At 75.9% G+C, this 19499-nt stretch carries 23 protein-coding genes and 2 tRNA genes; 13 read left to right on the top strand and 12 right to left on the bottom strand.

Features of this window, described 5'->3' with window-relative positions; translation table 11 throughout:
* Window positions 1–52 precede the first annotated feature (52 nt).
* Both ACFO3M_RS01960 and ctlX read left to right on the top strand, forming a co-directional pair.
* Window positions 53–1090, top strand: a complete 1038-nt coding sequence (locus ACFO3M_RS01960; RefSeq protein WP_387985650.1) for an ornithine cyclodeaminase — start codon at window positions 53–55, stop codon at window positions 1088–1090.
* On the top strand, window positions 1087–2478 hold the full coding sequence (ctlX, locus tag ACFO3M_RS01955; protein ID WP_387985648.1) for a citrulline utilization hydrolase CtlX: 1392 nt from the start codon (window positions 1087–1089) through the stop codon (window positions 2476–2478). Before ACFO3M_RS01960 ends, ctlX begins: the two co-directional genes overlap by 4 nt.
* Here the strand turns inward: ctlX and ACFO3M_RS01950 are convergent.
* From ACFO3M_RS01950 to ACFO3M_RS01935, 4 genes are all read right to left on the bottom strand, one after another.
* On the bottom strand, window positions 2459–3280 hold the full coding sequence (locus ACFO3M_RS01950; protein WP_387985646.1) for an ABC transporter permease subunit: 822 nt from the start codon (window positions 3278–3280) through the stop codon (window positions 2459–2461). The two genes, ctlX and ACFO3M_RS01950, sit on opposite strands and share 20 nt — an antisense overlap.
* Complete coding sequence (locus tag ACFO3M_RS01945) at window positions 3277–4197, bottom strand: ABC transporter ATP-binding protein (RefSeq protein WP_387985644.1); 921 nt, start codon at window positions 4195–4197, stop codon at window positions 3277–3279. Before ACFO3M_RS01945 ends, ACFO3M_RS01950 begins: the two co-directional genes overlap by 4 nt.
* 137 nt (window positions 4198–4334) lie before the next feature.
* On the bottom strand, window positions 4335–5411 hold the full coding sequence (locus tag ACFO3M_RS01940) for an FAD-dependent oxidoreductase (protein WP_387985642.1): 1077 nt from the start codon (window positions 5409–5411) through the stop codon (window positions 4335–4337).
* A 27-nt stretch (window positions 5412–5438) separates the two neighbouring features.
* Complete coding sequence (locus tag ACFO3M_RS01935) at window positions 5439–5777, bottom strand: hypothetical protein (RefSeq protein WP_387985640.1); 339 nt, start codon at window positions 5775–5777, stop codon at window positions 5439–5441.
* Between the two features lie 115 nt (window positions 5778–5892).
* Here ACFO3M_RS01935 and ACFO3M_RS01930 point away from each other — a divergent pair, with 115 nt between their 5' ends.
* From ACFO3M_RS01930 to ACFO3M_RS01915, 4 genes are read left to right on the top strand one after another with little or no spacing between them, the layout of a single operon-like run.
* Window positions 5893–7032, top strand: coding sequence for a zinc-dependent alcohol dehydrogenase (locus ACFO3M_RS01930; protein ID WP_387985869.1), 1140 nt, complete (start codon window positions 5893–5895; stop codon window positions 7030–7032).
* A 9-nt stretch (window positions 7033–7041) separates the two neighbouring features.
* On the top strand, window positions 7042–7623 hold the full coding sequence (locus ACFO3M_RS01925) for a hypothetical protein (RefSeq protein WP_387985637.1): 582 nt from the start codon (window positions 7042–7044) through the stop codon (window positions 7621–7623).
* Window positions 7624–7657: 34 nt separating this feature from the next.
* Entirely contained in the window at window positions 7658–7849 is a 192-nt protein-coding gene (locus ACFO3M_RS01920; protein WP_387985634.1) for a helix-hairpin-helix domain-containing protein, read from the top strand.
* A gap of 19 nt (window positions 7850–7868) precedes the next feature.
* Window positions 7869–8180, top strand: coding sequence for an antibiotic biosynthesis monooxygenase family protein (locus tag ACFO3M_RS01915; RefSeq protein WP_387985631.1), 312 nt, complete (start codon window positions 7869–7871; stop codon window positions 8178–8180).
* A gap of 50 nt (window positions 8181–8230) precedes the next feature.
* Here the strand turns inward: ACFO3M_RS01915 and ACFO3M_RS01910 are convergent.
* Window positions 8231–8303, bottom strand: a tRNA-Lys gene (locus ACFO3M_RS01910).
* Between the two features lie 165 nt (window positions 8304–8468).
* Between ACFO3M_RS01910 and ACFO3M_RS01905 the strand changes: the two genes are divergently transcribed.
* The 4 genes from ACFO3M_RS01905 (at window position 8469) to ACFO3M_RS01890 (ending at window position 11627) form a co-directional block, all read left to right on the top strand.
* Entirely contained in the window at window positions 8469–9671 is a 1203-nt protein-coding gene (locus tag ACFO3M_RS01905; protein ID WP_387985629.1) for a L,D-transpeptidase, read from the top strand.
* Window positions 9672–9732: 61 nt separating this feature from the next.
* Window positions 9733–10164 (top strand): hypothetical protein, encoded by a 432-nt coding sequence (locus ACFO3M_RS01900; RefSeq protein ID WP_387985627.1) that lies wholly within the window; start codon window positions 9733–9735, stop codon window positions 10162–10164.
* A gap of 87 nt (window positions 10165–10251) precedes the next feature.
* Window positions 10252–11349 carry a WD40/YVTN/BNR-like repeat-containing protein gene (locus ACFO3M_RS01895; protein ID WP_387985625.1) on the top strand — a complete coding sequence of 366 codons (1098 nt, stop codon included), beginning with the start codon at window positions 10252–10254 and terminating at the stop codon, window positions 11347–11349.
* Window positions 11346–11627 (top strand): ubiquitin-like small modifier protein 1, encoded by a 282-nt coding sequence (locus tag ACFO3M_RS01890; RefSeq protein ID WP_387985622.1) that lies wholly within the window; start codon window positions 11346–11348, stop codon window positions 11625–11627. Before ACFO3M_RS01895 ends, ACFO3M_RS01890 begins: the two co-directional genes overlap by 4 nt.
* Window positions 11628–11634: 7 nt before the next feature.
* Here the strand turns inward: ACFO3M_RS01890 and ACFO3M_RS01885 are convergent, their stop codons facing one another.
* Entirely contained in the window at window positions 11635–11880 is a 246-nt protein-coding gene (locus ACFO3M_RS01885; protein ID WP_387985620.1) for a hypothetical protein, read from the bottom strand.
* Between the two features lie 104 nt (window positions 11881–11984).
* Entirely contained in the window at window positions 11985–12245 is a 261-nt protein-coding gene (locus ACFO3M_RS01880; RefSeq protein ID WP_387985617.1) for a hypothetical protein, read from the bottom strand.
* Window positions 12246–12323: 78 nt separating this feature from the next.
* Here ACFO3M_RS01880 and ACFO3M_RS01875 point away from each other — a divergent pair, with 78 nt between their 5' ends.
* Window positions 12324–13607 (top strand): MFS transporter, encoded by a 1284-nt coding sequence (locus tag ACFO3M_RS01875; protein WP_387985614.1) that lies wholly within the window; start codon window positions 12324–12326, stop codon window positions 13605–13607.
* Window positions 13608–13705: 98 nt separating this feature from the next.
* Window positions 13706–14050, top strand: a complete 345-nt coding sequence (locus ACFO3M_RS01870; RefSeq protein WP_387985611.1) for an ANTAR domain-containing protein — start codon at window positions 13706–13708, stop codon at window positions 14048–14050.
* Between the two features lie 13 nt (window positions 14051–14063).
* Here the strand turns inward: ACFO3M_RS01870 and ACFO3M_RS01865 are convergent, their stop codons facing one another.
* The 5 genes from ACFO3M_RS01865 to orn all read right to left on the bottom strand — a co-directional run bounded on the left by ACFO3M_RS01865 (window position 14064) and on the right by orn (window position 18031).
* Window positions 14064–14444, bottom strand: coding sequence for a hypothetical protein (locus ACFO3M_RS01865; RefSeq protein ID WP_387985608.1), 381 nt, complete (start codon window positions 14442–14444; stop codon window positions 14064–14066).
* A 246-nt stretch (window positions 14445–14690) separates the two neighbouring features.
* Window positions 14691–15773, bottom strand: a complete 1083-nt coding sequence (locus ACFO3M_RS01860; protein WP_387985605.1) for a tartrate dehydrogenase — start codon at window positions 15771–15773, stop codon at window positions 14691–14693.
* Between the two features lie 101 nt (window positions 15774–15874).
* Entirely contained in the window at window positions 15875–16840 is a 966-nt protein-coding gene (locus ACFO3M_RS01855; protein ID WP_387985602.1) for a LysR family transcriptional regulator, read from the bottom strand.
* Between the two features lie 365 nt (window positions 16841–17205).
* Window positions 17206–17281: transfer RNA gene (locus tag ACFO3M_RS01850), tRNA-His, on the bottom strand.
* A gap of 57 nt (window positions 17282–17338) precedes the next feature.
* Window positions 17339–18031, bottom strand: coding sequence for an oligoribonuclease (gene orn / locus ACFO3M_RS01845; RefSeq protein WP_387985600.1), 693 nt, complete (start codon window positions 18029–18031; stop codon window positions 17339–17341).
* Between the two features lie 151 nt (window positions 18032–18182).
* Between orn and ACFO3M_RS01840 the strand changes: the two genes are divergently transcribed.
* Window positions 18183–19394, top strand: a complete 1212-nt coding sequence (locus ACFO3M_RS01840) for a hypothetical protein (protein ID WP_387985597.1) — start codon at window positions 18183–18185, stop codon at window positions 19392–19394.
* The last annotated feature ends 105 nt before the right edge of the window (window positions 19395–19499 follow it).

The following is a 19499-nucleotide window of genomic DNA, read 5'->3' as shown; positions in this document are numbered from 1 at the left end:
GCGCGCCGTTCGCTCATTGTGTGTGCAGATCGCCCAGCAATACCGTTCCGGCATGACCGCGTTCGTCGACGTGCGCAACATGGTCCGCTGGACGGCCGAGACCGGGCCCGAGCGGATCATCGCCGGGATGTCCCGCTACGTGGAGGACGACTTCCGCCGGTGGGAGTCCTTCGACAAGATCGCCCGCGTCGGCAGCCACACGCCCTGGGGCGTGATCGAGCTGATGCCGACCAGCGACGGCGAGACCTACGCCTTCAAGTACGTCAACGGGCACCCGAGCAACCCGGCGCGCGGCTTCCAGACGGTGAGCGCCTTCGGGGCGCTGGCCGACGTCTCCAACGGCTACCCGGTCTTCCTCGCCGAGATGACCCTGCTGACCGCGCTGCGGACGGCGGCGACGTCGGCGATGGTCGCCCGCCTCCTCGCCCGGCCGGACTCCCGGCGCCTGGCGCTCATCGGCGCCGGCAGCCAGGCGGAGTTCCAGGCGCTGGGCATGCGCGGGGCGCTGGGCGTCAACGACGTCGCGGTCTGGGACACCGACCCGGCCGCGATGGCCAAGCTGGTCCGCAACCTGGAGCCGCTGGGCTTCGACGTGACGGTGGCGTCCTCCGGCCGGGAGGCCGTGCGCGGCGCGGACGTCGTCACCACCTGCACGGCCGACAAGGCCCGGGCCACCGTGCTGCAGGCCGACTGGATCGAGCCGGGGATGCACCTCAACGCCATCGGCGGCGACTGCCCCGGCAAGACCGAGCTGGACCCCACGATCCTGCTGCGCGAGGACGTCGAGGTCTTCGTCGAGTTCCCGCCGCAGACCCGCATCGAGGGCGAGATCCAGGCGATGCCGGCCGACTTCCCGGTCACCGAGCTGTGGCAGGTGCTCACCGGCCGGGCGGCCGGGCGCACCTCGGCGGCCCAGGTGACGCTGTTCGACTCCGTCGGGTTCGCGGTCGAGGACCTCTCGGCGCTGCGCTACGTCCGCGACGCGGTCGCCGGCACGCCGTGGGTCGATGACATCGACCTGGTCGCCGAGCCGGACGACCCCAAGGACCTGTTCGGGATGGTCGCGGCGTTCACGCCGATCCCCTCGTGACGGCCGGGGCCGCCGCCCAGGCCCCCTCGGCCGTCGTCCTCGTCCGCCCGCACGCCTTCTCGCCCAACCCGCTGACGCTCGGGGACAACGCCTTCCAGGTGCGCGTCGTCCGCGAGGACCCGGGCGTGCTGGCGCGGCGCGCGTACGACGAGGTCACCGCGCTGGCCGGGGCGCTCACCGCCGCGGGCGTCACGGTGCACCTGTTCGACGACCCCGGGCCCGGCCGGCCCGACAGCGTCTTCCCGAACAACTGGCTGTCCACCCACGCCGACGGCCGCGTCGCGCTGTTCCCGATGTACGCGGCCAACCGGCGCGGGGAGCGGCGCGGCGACGTCGTCGAGTTCCTCGAGGCGGCCTACCGGGTGCACGAGGTCGTCGACCTCTCGGGCCTGGAGCACGACGGCCGCTACCTCGAGGGCACCGGCGCGATGGTGCTCGACCACGTGGCGCGCACGGCCTACGTCGCGCGGTCGCTGCGGGTCGACCCCTGGGCGCTGGACCGCTTCTGCCGCGGCTTCGGGTACGAGCCGGTGGTCTTCGACGCCGTCGACGCGGCCGGCCGGGCCGTCCACCACACCAACGTGGTGATGAGCGTGGCCGGCGAGTACGCGCTGGTCGGGCTGGAGCTGCTGCCGTCGGCGGCCGAGCGGGCGGGGCTCGTCGCCCGGCTGGAGGCGACCGGGCGCACCGTCGTCCCGCTCACCGCGTGGCAGGTCGGGGAGTTCGCCGGCAACGCCATCGAGGTGCAGGGCGCCGACGGCCCGGTGCTCGCGCTGTCCGCACGGGCCGCGGCGAGCCTGGACGCCGGCCAGCGCCGGGTGATCGAGGCGTCGGCCCGGCTGCTGCCGGTCGCCGTCCCGACGGTCGAGCTCGCCGGCGGCCCGGTGCGCTGCACGGTCGCCGGGGTGCACCTGGACCTGCGCACCGCGGCCGTCCCGGCCGCGGTCCGATCCCCGGGCTCAGGAGACGCGGTCGGCCGCGGCCTGCAGCGAGCGGATGAGCAGCAGCTCCTCGCCGGAGCGGCGCAGCCACTGCCGCAGCGCGGCGACGTCGGTGCGGGCGGCGTCCCGGACCGCCCCGAGCCGCAGCTGTCGGGTGTTGGCCTGCGCCCGCTGCGCCGGCGGCAGCGCGCGCCCCTCGGCCCGGGCCTGCGCGGTGAGCGCCGCGCCGACGTAGACGAGGTCGCGCACCTCGTCGACTCCGGCGAGCAGCGCGTCGGCCCCGGCGTCGTCGCCGGCCTCGAGGCGGGTCAGCAGCAGGTCGGCGCGCTCGCGGCCCAGGGCGGCGGGATCGGGGGAGGTCACCCCTCCACGGTGCCAGCCCGCCCCCTCCGTGCGGACGGAGGGGGCGGGCCGGGGCCCGGGCGGCCTAGGCGTCGCGGCGGGTGAAGGCGACCGCGGCGACGGCGAGGACGACGGCGACCTCGGCGGCGAAGACGGCGAACCCGACCCACGGCTCGAGCAGCAGCGGGTTGAACGACTCCGGCATCGCGATCCGCGAGCCCGCGTTGCCCGGCATGAGCTTGGTCAGCCACTCGCCCAGGGCGCCGGGCAGCAGCATCACCAGGTTGCCGACGAGGAACACCAGCGCGAGCACCACCGACACCGCGGCGGCGGTGGAGCGCACCAGCAGCCCGACGGCCATCGCGAACAGCCCGAGACCGGCCATGTAGAGGCCGCTGCCGAGCAGCGAGCGCAGCACCCCGTCGTCGCCGAGGGACAGGCCGATGCCCTCCGCGGACAGGAACGCGTTGCCGCCGAGCCAGCCGAGGACGGCGGTGACCACGCCGGCGACGAACAGCACCGCGGCGAGCACCAGCGCCTTGGCGGTGAGCACGGTCCCGCGGCGCGGGGTGGCGGCGAGGGTCGCCCGGATCATCCCGGTGCCGTACTCGGCGGTGACCGTGAGTGCGCCGAGGACGACGGCGGTGACCTGGGCGAACAGCAGCCCCCAGGTGATGAACGCGCCGACCGGCTCGCCGGTCTCCCCGGCGGCCAGGTCGGGAGCGACGAGCGCGCACACCAGCGTGGTGAGCCCGGCGCCGAGGCCGACCATCGCGGCCACCGACCAGCCGGTGGAGCGCACCGACCACAGCTTGATCCACTCGGCGTGCAGGGCGCGGGGCAGCCCGGCGGTCGCGGCCGGGGCGGGGGAGGACGCGCGGGGCGCGGCCAGGGTGGAGGCGGTCACCGGGTCACCTCGGCGGGGCGGGCGGCGGCGTACTCGACGCTGCCGGCGGTCAGGGTCATGAAGGCGTCCTCGAGGGAGGACCGGACGAGGCCGAGCTCGTGCAGCACCAGGCCGGCGCCGGCGGCGAGCTCGCCGGTGGCGGCGGCGTCGACGCCCTGGACGCGCAGCTCGTCGCCGTCGCGGGTGACGTCGGCGCCCGAGCGCCGCAGCAGCTCGGCGAGGTCGGCCGGCCGGGGCGTGCGGACGCGCACGTAGGAGGCGGCGTGCTCGGCGATGAAGTCCGCCGTCGGGCAGTCGGCGAGCACCCGGCCGCGGCCGATGACGACCAGGTGGTCGGCGGTCAGCGCCATCTCGGCCATGAGGTGGCTGGACACCAGCACCGTGCGGCCCTCGGCGGCGAGGTCGCGGGCCAGGGTCCGCACCCAGCGGATGCCCTCGGGGTCCAGCCCGTTGACCGGCTCGTCGAGGACGACGACCGGCGGGTCCCCGAGCAGCGCGGCCGCGATGCCCAGCCGCTGCCCCATGCCGAGGGAGAACCGGCCCACCCGCTGCCCGGCCACCGCCTCCAGCCCGACCAGGCCGAGGACCTCGTCGACGCGGGCGGCGGGGATGCCGTTGGACGCGGCCATCCAGCGCAGGTGCGCCCAGGCGGTGCGGCCCGGGTGCAGGGCGCGGGCCTCCAGCAGCGCGCCGACCGCGCGCAGCGGGGCGGGGCAGTCGAGGTAGCGGATGCCGTCGACGGTGACCGTGCCCTCGGTGGGCCGGTCCAGGCCGATGACCATCCGCATCGTCGTCGACTTGCCGGCGCCGTTGGGGCCGAGGAAGCCGGTCACCCGGCCCGGCCGGACGGTGAAGGAGACGCGGTCGACGGCGACCCGGTCGCCGTAGCGCTTGGTGAGTCCGCTGGCGACGATCACGGGGTCACCGCCGGGGTGGGGGAGGGCTGCGAGGTCATGCCGGGAAGGCTCTCGGCAGCGGGGTGCCCGGCACATCGGGGAGGACCCCCGGCCCGACCCTGGACCGTCCCCCACCCGGTGCTGGGGGACGCCCCCGGTCAGGCGGTGCGGGGCAGGTCGGCGGCGAGCAGCCGGCGCAGGGTCACCGCCGCCGTCCGGCCGGCCCGGTTGGCGCCGATCGTGCTCGCGCTGGGCCCGTAGCCGACCAGCTGGAGGCGCGGCTCGTCGACGGCGGAGGTGCCGTCGAGCCGGATGACGCCGTCGCGGGTGCGCAGCCGCAGCGGGGCCAGGTGGCCGACCGCGGCGCGGAAGCCGGTGGCCCACAGGATCACGTCGGCGGCGACGGACCGGCCGTCGTCCCAGGCGACGCCGCCGGGGGTGATCCGGTCGAACACCGGCAGCCGGGTGAGGACGCCGTCGTCCAGGGCGCGGCGCACCCACGGGGTGACCACCAGCCCGGTCGCGCCGACGACGCTGCCGGGCATCCGGCCGGCGCGGACGGCGGCCTCGACGCGGGCCACCGCCTCCCGGCCCTGCTCCTCGCCGAAGGGACCCTCGCGCCAGACCGGCGGGCGGCGGGTCACCCAGGTCGTGCGGGCGACCGGCGCGATCTCCCCGAGCAGCTGGACCGCCGAGGCGCCGCCCCCGACGACCACGACCGACAGCCCGGCGAACTCCTCCGCACCGCGGTAGCCGACGGTGTGCAGCTGCCGGCCGCGGAAGGTCTCCTGGCCCGGGTAGTGCGGCACGAACGGCCGCGTCCAGGTGCCGGTGGCGTTCACCAGGCCCCGCGCCCGCCACGTCCCGCGGTCGGACTCGACGACGAAGCGGCCGTCGTCGCCGCGGCGGACGGCCGACACCCGCACCGGCCGCCGGACCGGCAGGGCGAAGCGCCGCTCGAAGCCGGCGAAGTAGGCCGGCACCGCCTCGGCGGCGGGCAGGTCCTCCGACGCCGGCGCGAACGGCAGGCCCGGCAGCTCGTGCACCCGGTGCGTCGTCGCGAGGGTCAGCGAGGGCCAGCGGTGCTGCCAGGCCCCGCCGGGCGCGGCGTCGGCGTCGAGGACGACGAAGCCGCTGCCGGGCGCGAAGCCCTGGCGGGCCAGGTGGTACGCGGCGCTCAGGCCGGCCTGGCCCGCGCCGATCACCACGACGTCGACGTCCCGCGGGCTGCTCACGCCCGCGGAACGCTCCCCGGCCCGCCGCTATGCCGGGGTGAGCCGGCCGAGGTCCGCGCCCGCCAGCGGCACCGACGCCGGGTCGTACCCGAACCGGACGACGACCGCCCCCGAGCGGGCCTCGACCAGCCACGCGGTGCGCGGCTCGCCGGTCTCGGGCGTGTAGGTCCAGCGGTCGGCGAGCAGCGCCAGCCCGCGCTCGCGCAGGAAGGCGACCGCCTGCTCGCGGGTGGGGAACCGCCGCAGCGGCATGCCGGGGACGGCGTGCGCCGTCCACCCGTCCCGGCCGTCGGCGGCGGTCAGGTGGCCGACGAGCTCGCCGTCCTCCGGACGGTGCACCGGCTCGAGCCCGGGGGTGGTCGTCATGCCCTCCATGCTGGGGACGGGATCAACCGGTTTCCGGGCGGCGGGCGCCGGGCACGGCTGCGGCAGCGCCGGTGTGCAGGGCCCGGCACGAGGAGAGGGGCGCTGCGTGCGCGCGATGGTCTACCGCGGGCCGTACAAGGTCCGCGTCGAGGACAAGGACGTCCCGTCGATCGAGCACCCGAACGACGCGATCGTCCGGGTCACCCTGGCGGCGATCTGCGGCTCGGACCTGCACCTCTACCACGGCCTGATGCCGGACACCCGGATCGGCCACACGTTCGGCCACGAGTTCATCGGCGTCGTCGAGCAGGTCGGCCCCTCCGTGCGGAACCTGCAGGTCGGCGACCGGGTGATGGTGCCGTTCAACGTCTTCTGCGGGTCGTGCTGGTTCTGCGCCCGCGGCCTGTACTCCAACTGCCACAACGTCAACCCGAACGCCACCGCCGTCGGCGGCATCTACGGCTACTCGCACACCACCGGCGGCTACGACGGCGGCCAGTCGCAGTACGTGCGCGTCCCGTTCGCCGACGTCGGCCCGGTGCGGATCCCCGAGTGGATGCACGACGAGGACGCCGTCGTCATGACCGACGCCGCCGCCACCGGCTACTTCGGCGCCCAGCTCGGCGAGATCGCCGAGGGGGACACCGTGGTCGTGCTCGGCGCGGGGCCGGTCGGGCTGGTCGCCGCGCAGTCGGCCTGGCTGATGGGCGCCGGCCGGGTGATCGTGGTCGACCACCTGCGGGAGCGGCTGGAGAAGGCGCGGACCATGGCCCACGCCGAGACGCTGAACTACGACGAGCACGACGACGTCGTGGTCGAGATGAAGAAGCAGACCGACTACCTGGGAGCCGACGTCGTCATCGAGGCGGCGGGCGCGGAGGCCGACGGCAACTTCCTGCAGCACGTCACGGGGACCAAGCTCAAGCTGCAGGGCGGCTCGCCGGTCGCGCTCAACTGGGCGATCGACGGGGTGCGCAAGGGCGGCACGGTGTCGGTCGTCGGGGCCTACGGGCCGATCCCGAACGCCGTCAAGTTCGGCGACGCGCTCAACAAGGGGCTCACGCTGCGGATGAACCAGACGCCGGTGAAGCGGCAGTGGCCGCGGATGTTCGAGCACGTCCGCAACGGCCACCTGACCCCGCGCGAGGTGGTCACGCACCGCTTCCCGCTGGAGCACATCGCGGAGGCGTACCACGTGTTCTCCAGCAAGCTCGACGGCTGCATCAAGCCGGTGATCCTGCCCGACGCGGCCTGAGGGGCGACCATGAGCGAGTCCGACATCCCGAGCGCGTACGTCCGCGACAAGCGCACCCCGACGCCGAGCCGCGAGGAGCTGCGGGCCCGCATCCCCGGGTGGGGCGCCGACCTCGACCCGGCCGACCGGCCGTCCCACCCGAAGCTGCAGTACCCGGCCGACACCGGCGCCCACTGGGACTTCCCCGAGCGCCAGCCGGGCAGCGAGGGCCGGGAGCACTCGATCGAGCACGCCTTCGTGACGCCGGTGTTCGGCACCGCGCAGCCGCTGCGCGGCCTGCCCGGGGCGATCCGCCGGTTCGCCTACGCCCGGTTCAGCGAGGGCCGGCTCGCGCACTGGCTGCTGCTGGTCGTCGGCGACCGCGTGGACGCCTGGGAGCACCACCTGCGGTCGTTCGCCTCCGGCCGGCCCGACGTGCCCGCCACCGGCCTGCGCACCGAGTTCACCCGCGGCGGCCTGCGCTCGCGCCGCGGGCGCTCGGACGTCCGGCACCAGCTGCTCGACCCGGTGGTCGTCGCCGGGCCGTGGCTCGCCGGCGCCGGGGCCGCGGTGCTCGGCGTCCGCCGGGTGGTGCGCGCCGTCCGCGGCTGACACCGGCGCGCCCGGGGCCGCTACGGTCCCGGGCGTGACGCCGCTCGACGAGCTGCCCCGGATCGGTGCCCCGGCGACCGGGGCTCTGCGGCTGGCCGGCTACACGCGACTCGACCAGCTGGCCGGCGTGCCGCGGGCGAGCCTGGCCGCGCTGCACGGCGTGGGCCCGAAGGCCCTGCGCACCCTGGACGAGGCGCTGGCCGAGCACGGGCTGCGGCTGGGCTGAGCCGGAGGTCCGGACCGGCGTGTTCGTGCGGATCTGGGAGTACGAGGTCGCCCCCGCGGCCGTGCAGCGGTTCGTCGCGGCCTACGGGGCGGACGGGGACTGGGCGCGGCTGTTCCGCCGGGGCGACGGGTACGCCGGCACGGAGCTGTTCCGCGGCGCGGAGGCTGGGAGCCGCTTCCTCACCGTCGACCGCTGGCGGGACCGGGGCGCCTGGACCGCCTTCCTCGACCGGGAGCGGGAGGCGTACCGGGCCCTCGACGCGGAGCTCGCCCCGCTCACGACGCGCCAGCGGCCGCTGCTCGAGGGGACGGTCCCCGACGACGGCCCGTGAGACGACGGGAGCGGCCCCTCCCGCCGGGGAGGAGCCGCTCTCCTGTGCTGTGCGCCATCAGGGACTCGAACCCCGAACCCGCTGATTAAGAGTCAGCTGCTCTGCCAATTGAGCTAATGGCGCGTGTCTCCCGGCTGCCCGGGTCACGAGGGAGAACGATACCAGCGGTCGACGGCGTCCCGCTCGGGGGTCCCGGGTGGCGGACGCCACGGTTCCGTGATCCGCGTGGACACTGGACGGGTACGGCCGTGCCCGGGGGTGGCGCGGCAGGGACGAGGGGGCAACACGGTGCGACGGACGGCTGCGCTGGTCACGGCGGGGGCGCTGGTCCTGCTCAGCGGGTGCCAGGGCGGCGACGACGCGGGGTCGGCGTCCGCGTCGTCCGCGTCATCCGCGTCGTCCGCGGCGTCGACGTCGGCCGACGCGGCGCCCGCGCAACTGCAGCTCGCCCCGGCCGACGGCGCGGTCGACGTCGCCCCGGCCGACCCGGTCGAGATCTCCGTCACCGACGGCGACCTCGCCGACGTCGCCGTCACCGACGGCGCCGGCGCGGACGTGCCCGGCCAGGTGGCCGACGGCGACACCGAGGGCACCGACGTCTGGACGCCGGACCAGGACCTCGCCTACGCCAGCACCTACACGCTGACCGCCACCGCGACCAACGCCGACGGTGAGCGGACCGAGGCGAGGAGCACCTTCACCACCGTGGACCCGGAGACGGTCACCACCCCCTCGATCGGCCCGCTGGACGGCCAGACGGTCGGCGTCGGCATGCCGATCCGCGTCTACTTCGAGCAGCCGGTCGCGGACAAGGCGGCCGCCGAGAGCCACCTGCTGGTCACCAGCTCGAACCCCACCGACGGCGTGTGGAGCTGGCTCAGCGACACCGAGGTGCACTTCCGCCCGTCGCAGTACTGGCCGGCGCAGACCGACGTGACGCTCGAGGCAGACCTCTACGGCGTCCACCTCGGCGACGGCATCTGGGGCGAGAAGGACCGCACGGTCTCCTTCCGCATCGGCGACCGGCACGTGTCCGTCGCCGACGCCGCGACCCACCGCATGCGGGTCTACGACGGCGACCGGCTGGTGCAGGACTGGCCGATGAGCGCCGGCAGCCCGGACAACCCCAGCTACAACGGCCCGCACGTGGTCACCGAGCTCAACGCCGACCGCGTCATGGACTCGAGCACCTACGGCGTCCCGGTCGACAGCCCCGAGGGCTACCGCACGCCGGTGAAGTGGGCCGTGCGGATCTCCGACAGCGGCGAGTTCGTCCACGGCGCCCCCTGGTCGGTGGCGCAGCAGGGCCGGGAGAACGTCTCCCACGGCTGCATCAACCTCTCGGACGAGAACGCCCGCTGGTTCTACGAGTTCTCCCAGCCCGGGGACGTCGTCGAGATCGTCAACTCCGACGCCGGCCCGCTCACCTCGCCGATCGCGGACTGGACCATCCCGTGGGACCAGTGGCAGGCGGGGTCCGCGCTGAGGTGATCTCGGTTTCCCGGGTCGCTCACCAGGGCACTCCCGAGTCGATCTCGGGAGGGAGAGCGTCGTGGACACCTGGTTGATCGTGCTCCTCGTGGTCGTGGCGGTCGTCGTGCTGGCCCTGGTCGGGCTCGCACTGGCCAAGCGCAGCCGGGTCGCCGGCGCACGCCGCCGCGAGCAGCAGCGCGCCCAGGCGCGCGAGCACCTCGAGGAGGCCCGGCTGCGCGGCGTGCAGGCGGAGAAGGAGCAGGCCCTGGCCGAGGAGCAGGCCGCCCGCGCCCGCCGCGAGCGCGCCGAGGTCGAGGAGCGCACCCGCCTGGCCGAGCAGGAGGCCCGCCAGCGGGCCGAGGCGGCCCGGGAGCACGCCTCGGCGGCGGACAAGCTCAGGGCGGAGGCCGAGCGGCTGGCCCCGGGCCTCGCCGACCGGCACGCCGACCGGCACGCCGACGGGCACCCCGGCCGGACCGCCGAGGGCACGGAGGGCTCCACGCGCCTCTGAGCGGGCCCCCCGCTCAGTTCCGGCGCCGGCCGCGGTCTGCAGTGCCGGGAGGGACCCGCCGGGTCCCGCCGACGCCGCGGAGGCACCGTGACCGACCTGCTCGCCATCGGCACGCGCAAGGGGCTGTGGCTGGCCCGCAGCGACGACGGCCGCCGCACCTGGACCGTGGACGGGCCGCACCTGCTCGCGCAGGAGGTGGCGGCGGTCGGCGTCGACACCCGGGGCAGTGACACCGACGGCGGGGCGCCGCGGGTGCTGGCCGGGGTCCAGTACGGCCACTGGGGCCCGACCGTCACCTGGTCCGACGACCTGGGCCGCACCTGGGCCGAGACCGAGCAGGGCGCGATCCGCTTCCCGGCCGACACCGGCGCCGCGCTGGCCCGCGTCTGGCAGATCCGCCCGGACACCGCGGACCGTCCCGGCGTCGTGTGGGCCGGGTGCGAGCCGCACTCGCTGTGGCGCAGCGACGACGGCGGCCGCACCTTCGCGCTGGTCCGCGGCCTGTGGGACCACCCGCACCGGCCGACCTGGGAGCCGGGCGCCGGCGGCGGCGCGGTGCACACCGTCCTGCCGCACCCCACGACCGACCGGGTGCTGGTGGCGATGAGCACCGGCGGCGTCTACGCCAGCGACGACGGCGGGGCGACCTGGGCGCCGCGCAACGCCGGCATCACCGCGCCGTTCCTGCCCGACCCGCCGCCGGAGTACGGGCAGTGCGTGCACAAGGTCGCCGCCGACGCGGGCGACCCAAACCGCTTCTACGCGCAGAACCACTTCGGCGTCTTCCGCACCGACGACGGCGGCGCGTCCTGGACCTCGATCGCCGCCGGGCTGCCGGTCGACTTCGGCTTCCCGGTGGCCGCCTCGCCGCGCACCCCGGGCACCGCGTGGGTGGTGCCGCTGGTGGCCGACGCCGAGCGGGTGCCGCCCGGCGGGCGGCTGCGGGTGCACCGGACCCGCGACGCCGGGGCCACGTGGACCGAGCTGGGTGCGGGGCTGCCCGACGGGTCCTGGACCGCCGTGCTGCGCGACGCCGTCTGCGTCGACGAGGGCGACCCGACCGGCGTCTACGTGGGCACCCGGGACGGCTGCGTCTACGCCAGCGCCGACGAGGGCGACACCTTCACCACGGTCGCCGAGCACCTGCCCGACGTCCTGTGCGTCCGCGCGGCGGTGCTGCCGTGACGGTCGAGGTGGTGCTGCCGGGCGTGCTGGCCGACCTGGCCGGCGGCGTCCGGCGGCTGCGGGTGGACCCGGGCGACGCGACGCTGGCCGGCCTGCTCGACGCGCTGGCGGCCACCCACCCGGTGCTGGAGCGGAGGATCCGCGACGAGGCGGGGGAGGTGCGCCGCTTCGTCAACGTCTACGTCGACGGCGACGACGTCCGTTTCTCCGCGGGCCTGGCGACGCCGGTGACCGCCGGGTCGGTGGTGCAGGTGCTGCCCTCGGTGGCGGGCGGCTGAGGACCCCTCAGAGGCGGGCCAGCTCCGCGCACTCCCGGCAGAGCTGGTGCTCCTCGTACTCCTCCGGCGGCCACTCCGTCTGCTCGTCCACCGCCACGTACGCGCCGCACAGCGACTTGCGGCTGCGGCCGGTGACCCGGCCGATCGTCGCGTGCGCCGGACCGATCTGCCGGGGCTGCAGGCCCTCGGGGCTGTCGACCGAGCCGACCATCACGACCGAGTGCGCGGTCCCGTAGGAGAAGGCAGTGGTCATGCCGCCAGGGTCCGAGGCGGCGCGGCGGTGGGCCAGCACCGCCCGGTGCGTGTCCGGATCGGGGCGGCGCACCCGCCCCTGCCGTCACAGGCGGCACAGCGGGGTCAGGCGCCGGGTGCCCCGTCCGGGGTCGCGCTGATCCGCGCGGCGGCCGCGTCGATCCACGGCAGACCGGTGTCCAGGCCCTCCGCCGTCGCGACGGCCCGCACCGCGGCCGTCGTGACCTCCAGCGGCTGCCCGGGCACGCGGTCGGAGGCCAGCTCGTACACGAGCAGGGCCTTGAGCCGGCTCTCCAGGGACATGCCGTCCAGCTGCTCCCGCCAGTCCCCCACGGGGGAGCGGTGCCCGGGGGAGGGCCGGTCCATGCGCGTCTCCGGAACTCCGACGCCGTGGTCCCCGCGGGCGGCCGGGAGGCGGTCCGGGTCGCGGGGGACCATGGCCCGGTGACCGCCTCCCCGCGGGCGCTGGCGCCGCTGCGCTCGGCGGCCTACCGCCGGCTGGCGCTCTCCCTGGCCCTGTCGCTCGTGGCCAACGGCGCCTGGGCGGTGACCGCCGTCTGGCAGGTGGTGGCCCTCGGCGGCGGGCCGGCGGAGCTGTCGCTGGTGACCGGCGCCTCCGCGGTCGGGACGCTGGCGACGGCGCTGCCCGGCGGGGTGCTCGCCGACCGGGTGCCGCAGCGCCACCTGCTGGTCGCGGTCACGCTGCTGGCGGCGGTGCCGGTGGGCCTCGCCGGGGCGCTGTCGGTGGCCGGCGCGCTGCCGCTGCCGCTGCTCGCCGTCGCCGGGCTGCTCGGCGGAGCCGGGCTCGGCCTGCACTACCCGGCCTACTCCGCACTGGTCCCCGCGCTGCTGCCGGAGGACCAGCTGCTGGCCGCCAACGGCCTCGAGGGTGCGATGCGGCCGCTGCTGTACCAGGTCACCGGGCCCGCGCTGGCCGGGCTGCTGGTGGCGGCGGCCTCCCCGGGCGCGGCACTGCTGGCCACGGCGGCCACCTCGCTCGCGGCCACCGGCTGCGTCCTCGGGCTGCCGCTGCTGCCCGCGCACCGCGCCGCGGACGGGCCGGCGCACCCGGCGCGGGCGCTGGTCGCCGACCTGCTCGAGGGCCTGGCCTTCCTCGTGCGCACCCGCTGGCTGCTGGCCACGCTGCTGTTCGGGTCGCTGATGCTGCTGGTCACCACCGGGCCGCTGCAGGTCCTGACGCCGTTCGCCCTGCGCGAGCACGCCGGCGGCGGTCCCGTCGAGCACTCCCTCGTGCTCGCCGGCTCCGGCGTCGGCGGCGCGCTGAGCTCGCTCGTCGTCGCCTCGCGGCCCCTGCCGCGCCGCTACCTCACGACGACGACGCTGCTGTGGGCCGCCGGCTGCCTGCCGCTGGTCGCCTTCGGCACCGCGACGTCGGTGCCGGTCGTGGTCGGCGCCGCCGTCCTCGTCGGCGCCGGGGTGCACGGCGGGATGACCATCTGGGGCACCCTGCTGCAGCGCCGCGTCCCGTCGGCACTGCTCGGCCGCGTGTCCAGCCTCGACTTCGTCGTCTCGGGCGCGCTGGTGCCGGTGTCGGTGGCCCTGGCCGGACCGGTGGGCGAGGGCGCCGGTCTGCGGGCGGCGTTCCTCGTGGCCGGCCTGGCGCCGCCGGTGCTGGCCGTGATCACCCTCCTGGTCGCCCGGCTGCCCGCCGACGAGCGCGCCCACCCCCTGGACCGGCCGGTACCGGAACCGGACGCCGGCCTGTGAGGGGCGCGGCATCGGCTACGGTCAGAGGGAGCACCAGGTGTCCAACCTCGGGCACCCGGTACCTCGGCCCTCCGGCCCACCCGCCACGGAGACCACCTGTGGTCGACCACCTCCCCGCGGAGCGCCCGCGCGCCGGCGCCGACGGCCGGGCGCGGCCCTCGCGCGGCGAGACCTCGGCGGCCGTCGCCGCCGCCCTGAAGCGGGCCGCCGACCAGGTCGCCCGCATGGAGAAGAACCTGCTCGTCGCCGACGAGCAGATGGCCCACCTGCGCACCGCCCTGGAGTCGAACCGGCGCATCGGCATGGCGATCGGCATCCTCATGGCGCTGCGCAAGGTCGACGAGGAGGCCGCGTTCGGCCTGCTCAGGACCGCCAGCAGCCACCGCAACGTCAAGCTGCGCCAGGTGGCCGAGGAGGTCATCCGCACGGGGACGGTGGACTGACCGCCCCGCGGACTCAGCGGTCCTGGGCCCGGTCGACCTCGGACTGCTCCCGGTCCGCCCGGGCGGCGACCCGGTCGCGGGCCGCCGCGTCCCGGTCGGCGGCGGCCGCCGCGCGGTCGCGGGCCGCGGCCTTGCGGTCGGCCTCCTGGGCGTCGCGGTCGTCGCGGGCGGCGTCCCGGTCGGCGGCCCTGTCCCGGTCGGCGGTCACGTGCCGGTGCCCGGCGGCCGTCATGCGCTCGACGGCGCGCGCGTCGCGGTCCTCGGCGTCGCGGTCACGCTCGCGGGCGTCGGCGTCCCGCTCGGCGGCCGCGTCGTCGCGGTCCCAGCCGCCGGTGACGGGGTCGCGCGCGCCGGGGTGGCGGCGTCCCGTCCCGGGGGGAGTGGTGTCCGGCACGGCGTCCCTCCTCGGCTCGACGGGGCGCTGGGACCCATCCTGGCCCGTCCCCCGCGCCTCCGCACCTCCCTGGAACGGGCGGAGGCCCCGGCCGGGGAACCCGGCCGGGGCCGCTGCGCGCAGGGGTGGGTGACGGGTTCGCACCCGCGCGTGGAGCCCGTGCCGGGCCTGGTGACCCGGCAGGTGCGCAGGTCAGCGGAGCAGCCCCGGCCCGCGCGCGGCCCGGGGCTGCTCCGGGCGGGACGGTCAGAGGGACAGGTGGTCGATGACGGCCGCGGTGACGTCCTCCGTGCCGGCGGTCCCGCCGACGTCGCGGGTGCGGATGCCCTTGCCCGAGGTGACCTCGATGGCGTGCTGGACGGCCTTGGCCTCGTCGTGCAGGCCGAGGTGCTCGAGCATCAGCGCGGCGCTGCCGATGGCGCCGACGGGGTTGCAGATGCCCTGGCCCGCGATGTCGGGCGCGGAGCCGTGGACCGGCTCGAACATCGAGGGGAAGCGCCGCTCCGGGTTGAGGTTGGCGCTGGCCGCCAGGCCGAGACTGCCGGCGAGGGCGCTGCCGAGGTCGGAGAGGATGTCGGCGTTGAGGTTGGACGCGACGACGACGGAGAGGTCCTCGGGGCGGAGGACGAACTTGGCGGCCATCGCGTCGACCAGCACGCTCTCGGTCTCCACGTCCGGGTACTCGGTGGCGACGCGCTTGAACACGTCGTCCCAGAGCACCATGCCGTACTGCTGGGCGTTGCTCTTGGTGACGCTGGAGACCTTCTTGCGGGGCCGGGTGCGGGCCAGGTCGAAGGCGAACCGGATGATCCGCTCGCAGCCCACCTCGGTGAACACCGCGGACTGGACGGCCACCTCACCGCGGTCGTCGCGGCCGGCGAAGTTGCGGCCGCCGAAGCCGGCGTACTCGCCCTCGGAGTTCTCCCGGACGACGACCCAGCTCAGGTCGGTCGTGTCGGCCTTGCGGAGCGGGCTCTGGATGCCGGGGAGGAACTCGACGGGGCGGACGTTGGCCCACTGGTCGAAGCTCTGGCAGATCCTGAGGCGCAGGCCCCACAGGCTGACGTGGTCGGGGACGGTCGGCCAGCCGACGGCCCCGAAGTAGATGGCGTCGAAGTCCCTGAGCTGGTCGAGGCCGTCCTCGTCCATCATCCGGCCGTGCCGGGCGTAGTGGTCCGCGCCCCAGGGGAACTCCTGCCAGGCGAAGGAGAAGCGGCCGTTCGAGGCCCCGGCGAGGGCGTCGAGGACGGCGCGGCCGGCCGCGACGACCTCGACACCGACTCCGTCGGCGGGGATGGCGGCGATGCGGAACGTGTGCTGGGCGGTCATGACGGTCTCCGTGGGGACGACTGCTGCGGTCGCTCCCGAGTGAACGGGGTCACGCCGGCGCCCGTCCAAGACGCGTTGTCGATGCTCCGGATAGTCCGGGCCTATCGATCCGCGCGGCCGGTGCCCGCCTCCGCGTCGGACACGTACTGCTCGACGCACGCGACGAAGGCCCGTGCGGCCGGCGTGAGGGCGCCCGTCCGGGAGACGAGCGCGATCCGCAGCAGGACGGCGGGCTCGATCCGCCGGACCAGTGCGCCCGACCGCTGCGCCAGCGGCGTCCAGGACGACGGCAGGACCGCGTGTCCCACCCCGGCGAGCACCAGCGGCAGGATCGAGGTCCGGTGCTCGACCTCGACGACGATGCGCGCGTCGACGCCGCTGGCCAGGACGTCGTCCACCAGCCCCCGCACGAGGCTGCCGTGCCTGCTCACGATCAGCCGCGTCCCGGCGAGGGCCGCACGGTCCACCGTGCGCACGGCCGGATCCCCCAGAGGCCGGCGGTCCCCGTGCTCCGGCGGCGCCGGGTCGCCGGGGAGGGGGTCCTCGGGCGGGGAGACCAGGACCAGGGGCTGGTCCTCGATCAGCAGGGCGCGCAGGCCACCGGTGTGCGGAGGCGAGGCCGCGCCGAGCAGCCCGAGCTCGGCCCGGCCGGTCTTGACCGCCTGGACCACCTCCTCGGGGGTGAACGCCGCGTCGGCCGTGACGGTCATCGCCGGATGGGCGGCGGTGAAGTCGCGGATCAGGGTCGACAACGGCTCCATGCCGGGACTGGGCATCGCGACGAGCTCGACCCGGCCGCGCTGCAACCCGCGGACGGACTGCGCCGCGGCCCGGGCGGCCTCCAGGTCACGGACCACCTGGCGAGCCGGTTCGACCAGCTGGGCTCCGGCGTCGCTGAGCACGATGCCGCGGCCCACCCGGTGGAACAGCGGCACGCCGAGCTCCCGCTCGAGCGTCCCGATCGCCTGGGACAGCGAGGGCTGCGCGATGTACAGCTGCTCCGCGGCGCGGCCGAAGTTCATGGTCTCGACGACGGCGAGGAAGTAGGTGAGCTGCCGGACGTCCACCGCGTCACCTCCCGCGGACCGATAGGCCGAACCTACCGGTGCGGTAGCGAACGCGTCTTGGACGGGTGTGGCCGGAGTCACCCACCGTGGCGACCACCACGTCCACCCCTCCGGCAGTCGAAGGACCGAGGTGTCCCCCATGGACCTGTCCCACGCGCACACGCCACCTGTCCAGGCGCCTCGCCGCGGTCGCCGGTGAGCTCATCGGCCGGCGGCTCGGCTCCCTGCGCACCGCCGGGCGTCAGGGTGCCGGCCGCGCCCACCCGCCGGCGTCCACCGTCGACGTCTGACCGCGCCGCCCGGACGGTCCCCACCTCGGGAACGGGGGAGGCCCTGGTCAGTCACCTGACCAGGGCCTCCCTGCGTGGGGTGAGTGACGGGGCTCGAACCCGCGACACCCAGGATCACAACCTGGTGCTCTACCAGCTGAGCTACACCCACCGCGTGCACCCGGCAGCGGACCCGCGCCGGAGGCAGGGACGAGGATACCGGAGCCGGTCAGCTCCCCGACGCAGCCGGGGGTGCGTCGTCCTCCGCGGGGGCGGCCGGCGGCGTGGCGTCGGCCGCGGAGAGCACGTCGGCGAAGCCGGCGACGACCTCCCCGGCGGCCCGCTGCGCCTGCGACGTCGACGGGCCGGGGGCGTCGACGAACAGCGTCCGGCGGTAGTAGGCCAGCTCGCGGATCGACTCGACGATGTCGGCCAGGGCGCGGTGGGCGAGGCCCTTGGGCGGCTGGGCGAAGTAGACCCGCGGGAACCAGCGGCGGGCCAGCTCCTTGATCGAGCTGACGTCGACCATCCGGTAGTGCAGGTGGTCGTCGAGCTCGGGCATGTCGCGGGCGAGGAAGCCGCGGTCGGTGCCGATCGAGTTGCCGCACAGCGGAGCGGTGCGCCGCTCGGGCACCCACCGCTTCACGTAGGCGAGCAGCTGCTGCTCGGCCTCGGCCACGGTGAGGGTCGAGGCGCGCACCGCCTCGGTCAGGCCCGACTTCGCGTGCATCTCGGTGACGACGTCGGCCATGTCCTCCAGGTCGGCGTCGTCGGCGGAGATCACCAGGTCCAGGCCGGGGTCGAGGACCCGCAGCTCCGAGTCGGTCACGACGACGGCGACCTCGATGAGCTTGTCCCGGGTGAGGTCCAGCCCGGTCATCTCGCAGTCGATCCAGACCAGGTGCCCGCCGTTGTCCGCCACGTCGGCCGACCCTACGTCCCGTCCGTCCCGCATGCCTCGCGTGTCGGCCCACTACTCCATGCGCCACACCGGCGCCACTCGGGGGGTCGGCATCGGCGACCTGCGCCGTTACGGTGGGGCCATCCCGTCAGCGAGACCAGGGAGTCCTCCCGTGCCCCACCCCGTCCCCGCCGCTCCCGCCGGAGCGGTCCCCCCGGCACCGGGCTCGCTGGCCGCCGGGCTGCGGCACCCCGTCGCGCTGCTGCGCTGGCTGTGGCTGGCGTACATGACGCCGGGCCGGCCCGGGCGCCCGACGGGGGAGACCGAGCTGCGCTGGATCTACACCGCCTGGCTCGGGGCCTTCCTGCTCAAGATGCTCGGCTCGTCCTGGGACGTCTCCTGGCACTTCAAGTGGCTGCGCGACGACCTGGCGCCCCCGCACCTGCTCAACTCCGCCGGCACCGCGGTGGTCGTCGCGCTGGTGGTCTTCCACAGCTACAGCGGCTACGGCGTCGACCGCCGGGCGCTGCGGCTCATGCAGTGGGGGATCGGCACCTTCCTCGTCGCCATCCCGGTCGACATCGTCAACCACCGCGTCAACGGGCTGGACATCACCAGCTGGAGCCCCAGCCACGCGCTGCTCTACATCGGGACGGCGATCATGCTGGCCGGCGCGATCCGCGGCTGGTGGCTGTACGCCGCGCCCGGCCGGGTCCGCACGCTGGTGTCGCTGGGCCTGTGGCTGTTCTTCGTCGAGAACGTCGTCTTCCCCAACCAGCACCAGGAGTACGGCGTCCTGTCGCTGCGCGCCTACGAGGCCGGGCGGACGACGGCCGAGCCGCAGCTGCTCGACTTCGCCGCCTCGCAGGGCCAGACCCCCACGATGTTCATGCTGCCGGTGCCCTCCTGGGTGCACCCGGCCTGGCTGGTCTGCGCCGGCCTGCTCTCGCTGGTCGTGGCGCGCAGGGTCGTCGGCCTGCGCTGGACCGCGACCGTCGTCGCCGGCACCTACCTGGCCTACCGCGCGGTGATGTGGGCCGGGCTGGTGGCGATGGGCTTCCCGCCGTCGGTGCTGCCGCTGGCGCTGCTGGCCGGCGCGGTCTGCGTCGACCTCGCGGTCACCCGCGGACTGCCCGGCTGGAGCGCCGCGCCGGCCACCGCCGTCGTCGTCTACGCCGCCGGCCGGCTGCAGGACGCCGCCGGGGTCCTGCCGCCGTGGAACTGGTCCTGGTGGTCGGTCGCGCTCGTGGTCGCGGCGTTCACCGTCCTGTGGTCGGCGGTCGACGTCGTCGGCCGCAGCGCCCGGTTCGCCGACTGGCGCCGTCCCGTCGAGCCGGGCCTCCCGGCCGCCGCCGCCCCGGCCGGCGGCGCGCCGTCCCGCTGAGGTGCGGGACGGGCCCGTCACCTGACGTAACGTCGGACGTGGCCGCCCGCCCGGACCCCGCTGCCGGGCCGCGCCCCGCGCCCTCGCGCGCGCCCGGCCTCCCCC

Source organism: Geodermatophilus arenarius, from assembly GCF_042654585.1.
In the GTDB taxonomy this organism is placed as follows: Bacteria; Actinomycetota; Actinomycetes; order Mycobacteriales; family Geodermatophilaceae; genus Geodermatophilus; species Geodermatophilus arenarius.
This window is presented reverse-complemented; position numbering and strand designations above follow the sequence as displayed.

What these genes read in the sequence shown, in the direction of transcription:
- ACFO3M_RS01960 (WP_387985650.1), top strand. Translation starts at nt 53, where the DNA reads ATGACCGCGTTCGTCGACGTGCGCAACATGGTCCGCTGGACGGCCGAG.
- ACFO3M_RS01935 (WP_387985640.1), bottom strand. Translation starts at nt 5,777, where the DNA reads ATGACGACCACCCCCGGGCTCGAGCCGGTGCACCGTCCGGAGGACGGC.
- ACFO3M_RS01930 (WP_387985869.1), top strand. Translation starts at nt 5,893, where the DNA reads ATGGTCTACCGCGGGCCGTACAAGGTCCGCGTCGAGGACAAGGACGTC.
- ACFO3M_RS01925 (WP_387985637.1), top strand. Translation starts at nt 7,042, where the DNA reads ATGAGCGAGTCCGACATCCCGAGCGCGTACGTCCGCGACAAGCGCACC.
- ACFO3M_RS01885 (WP_387985620.1), bottom strand. Translation starts at nt 11,880, where the DNA reads ATGACCACTGCCTTCTCCTACGGGACCGCGCACTCGGTCGTGATGGTC.
- ACFO3M_RS01880 (WP_387985617.1), bottom strand. Translation starts at nt 12,245, where the DNA reads ATGGACCGGCCCTCCCCCGGGCACCGCTCCCCCGTGGGGGACTGGCGG.
- ACFO3M_RS01860 (WP_387985605.1), bottom strand. Translation starts at nt 15,773, where the DNA reads ATGACCGCCCAGCACACGTTCCGCATCGCCGCCATCCCCGCCGACGGA.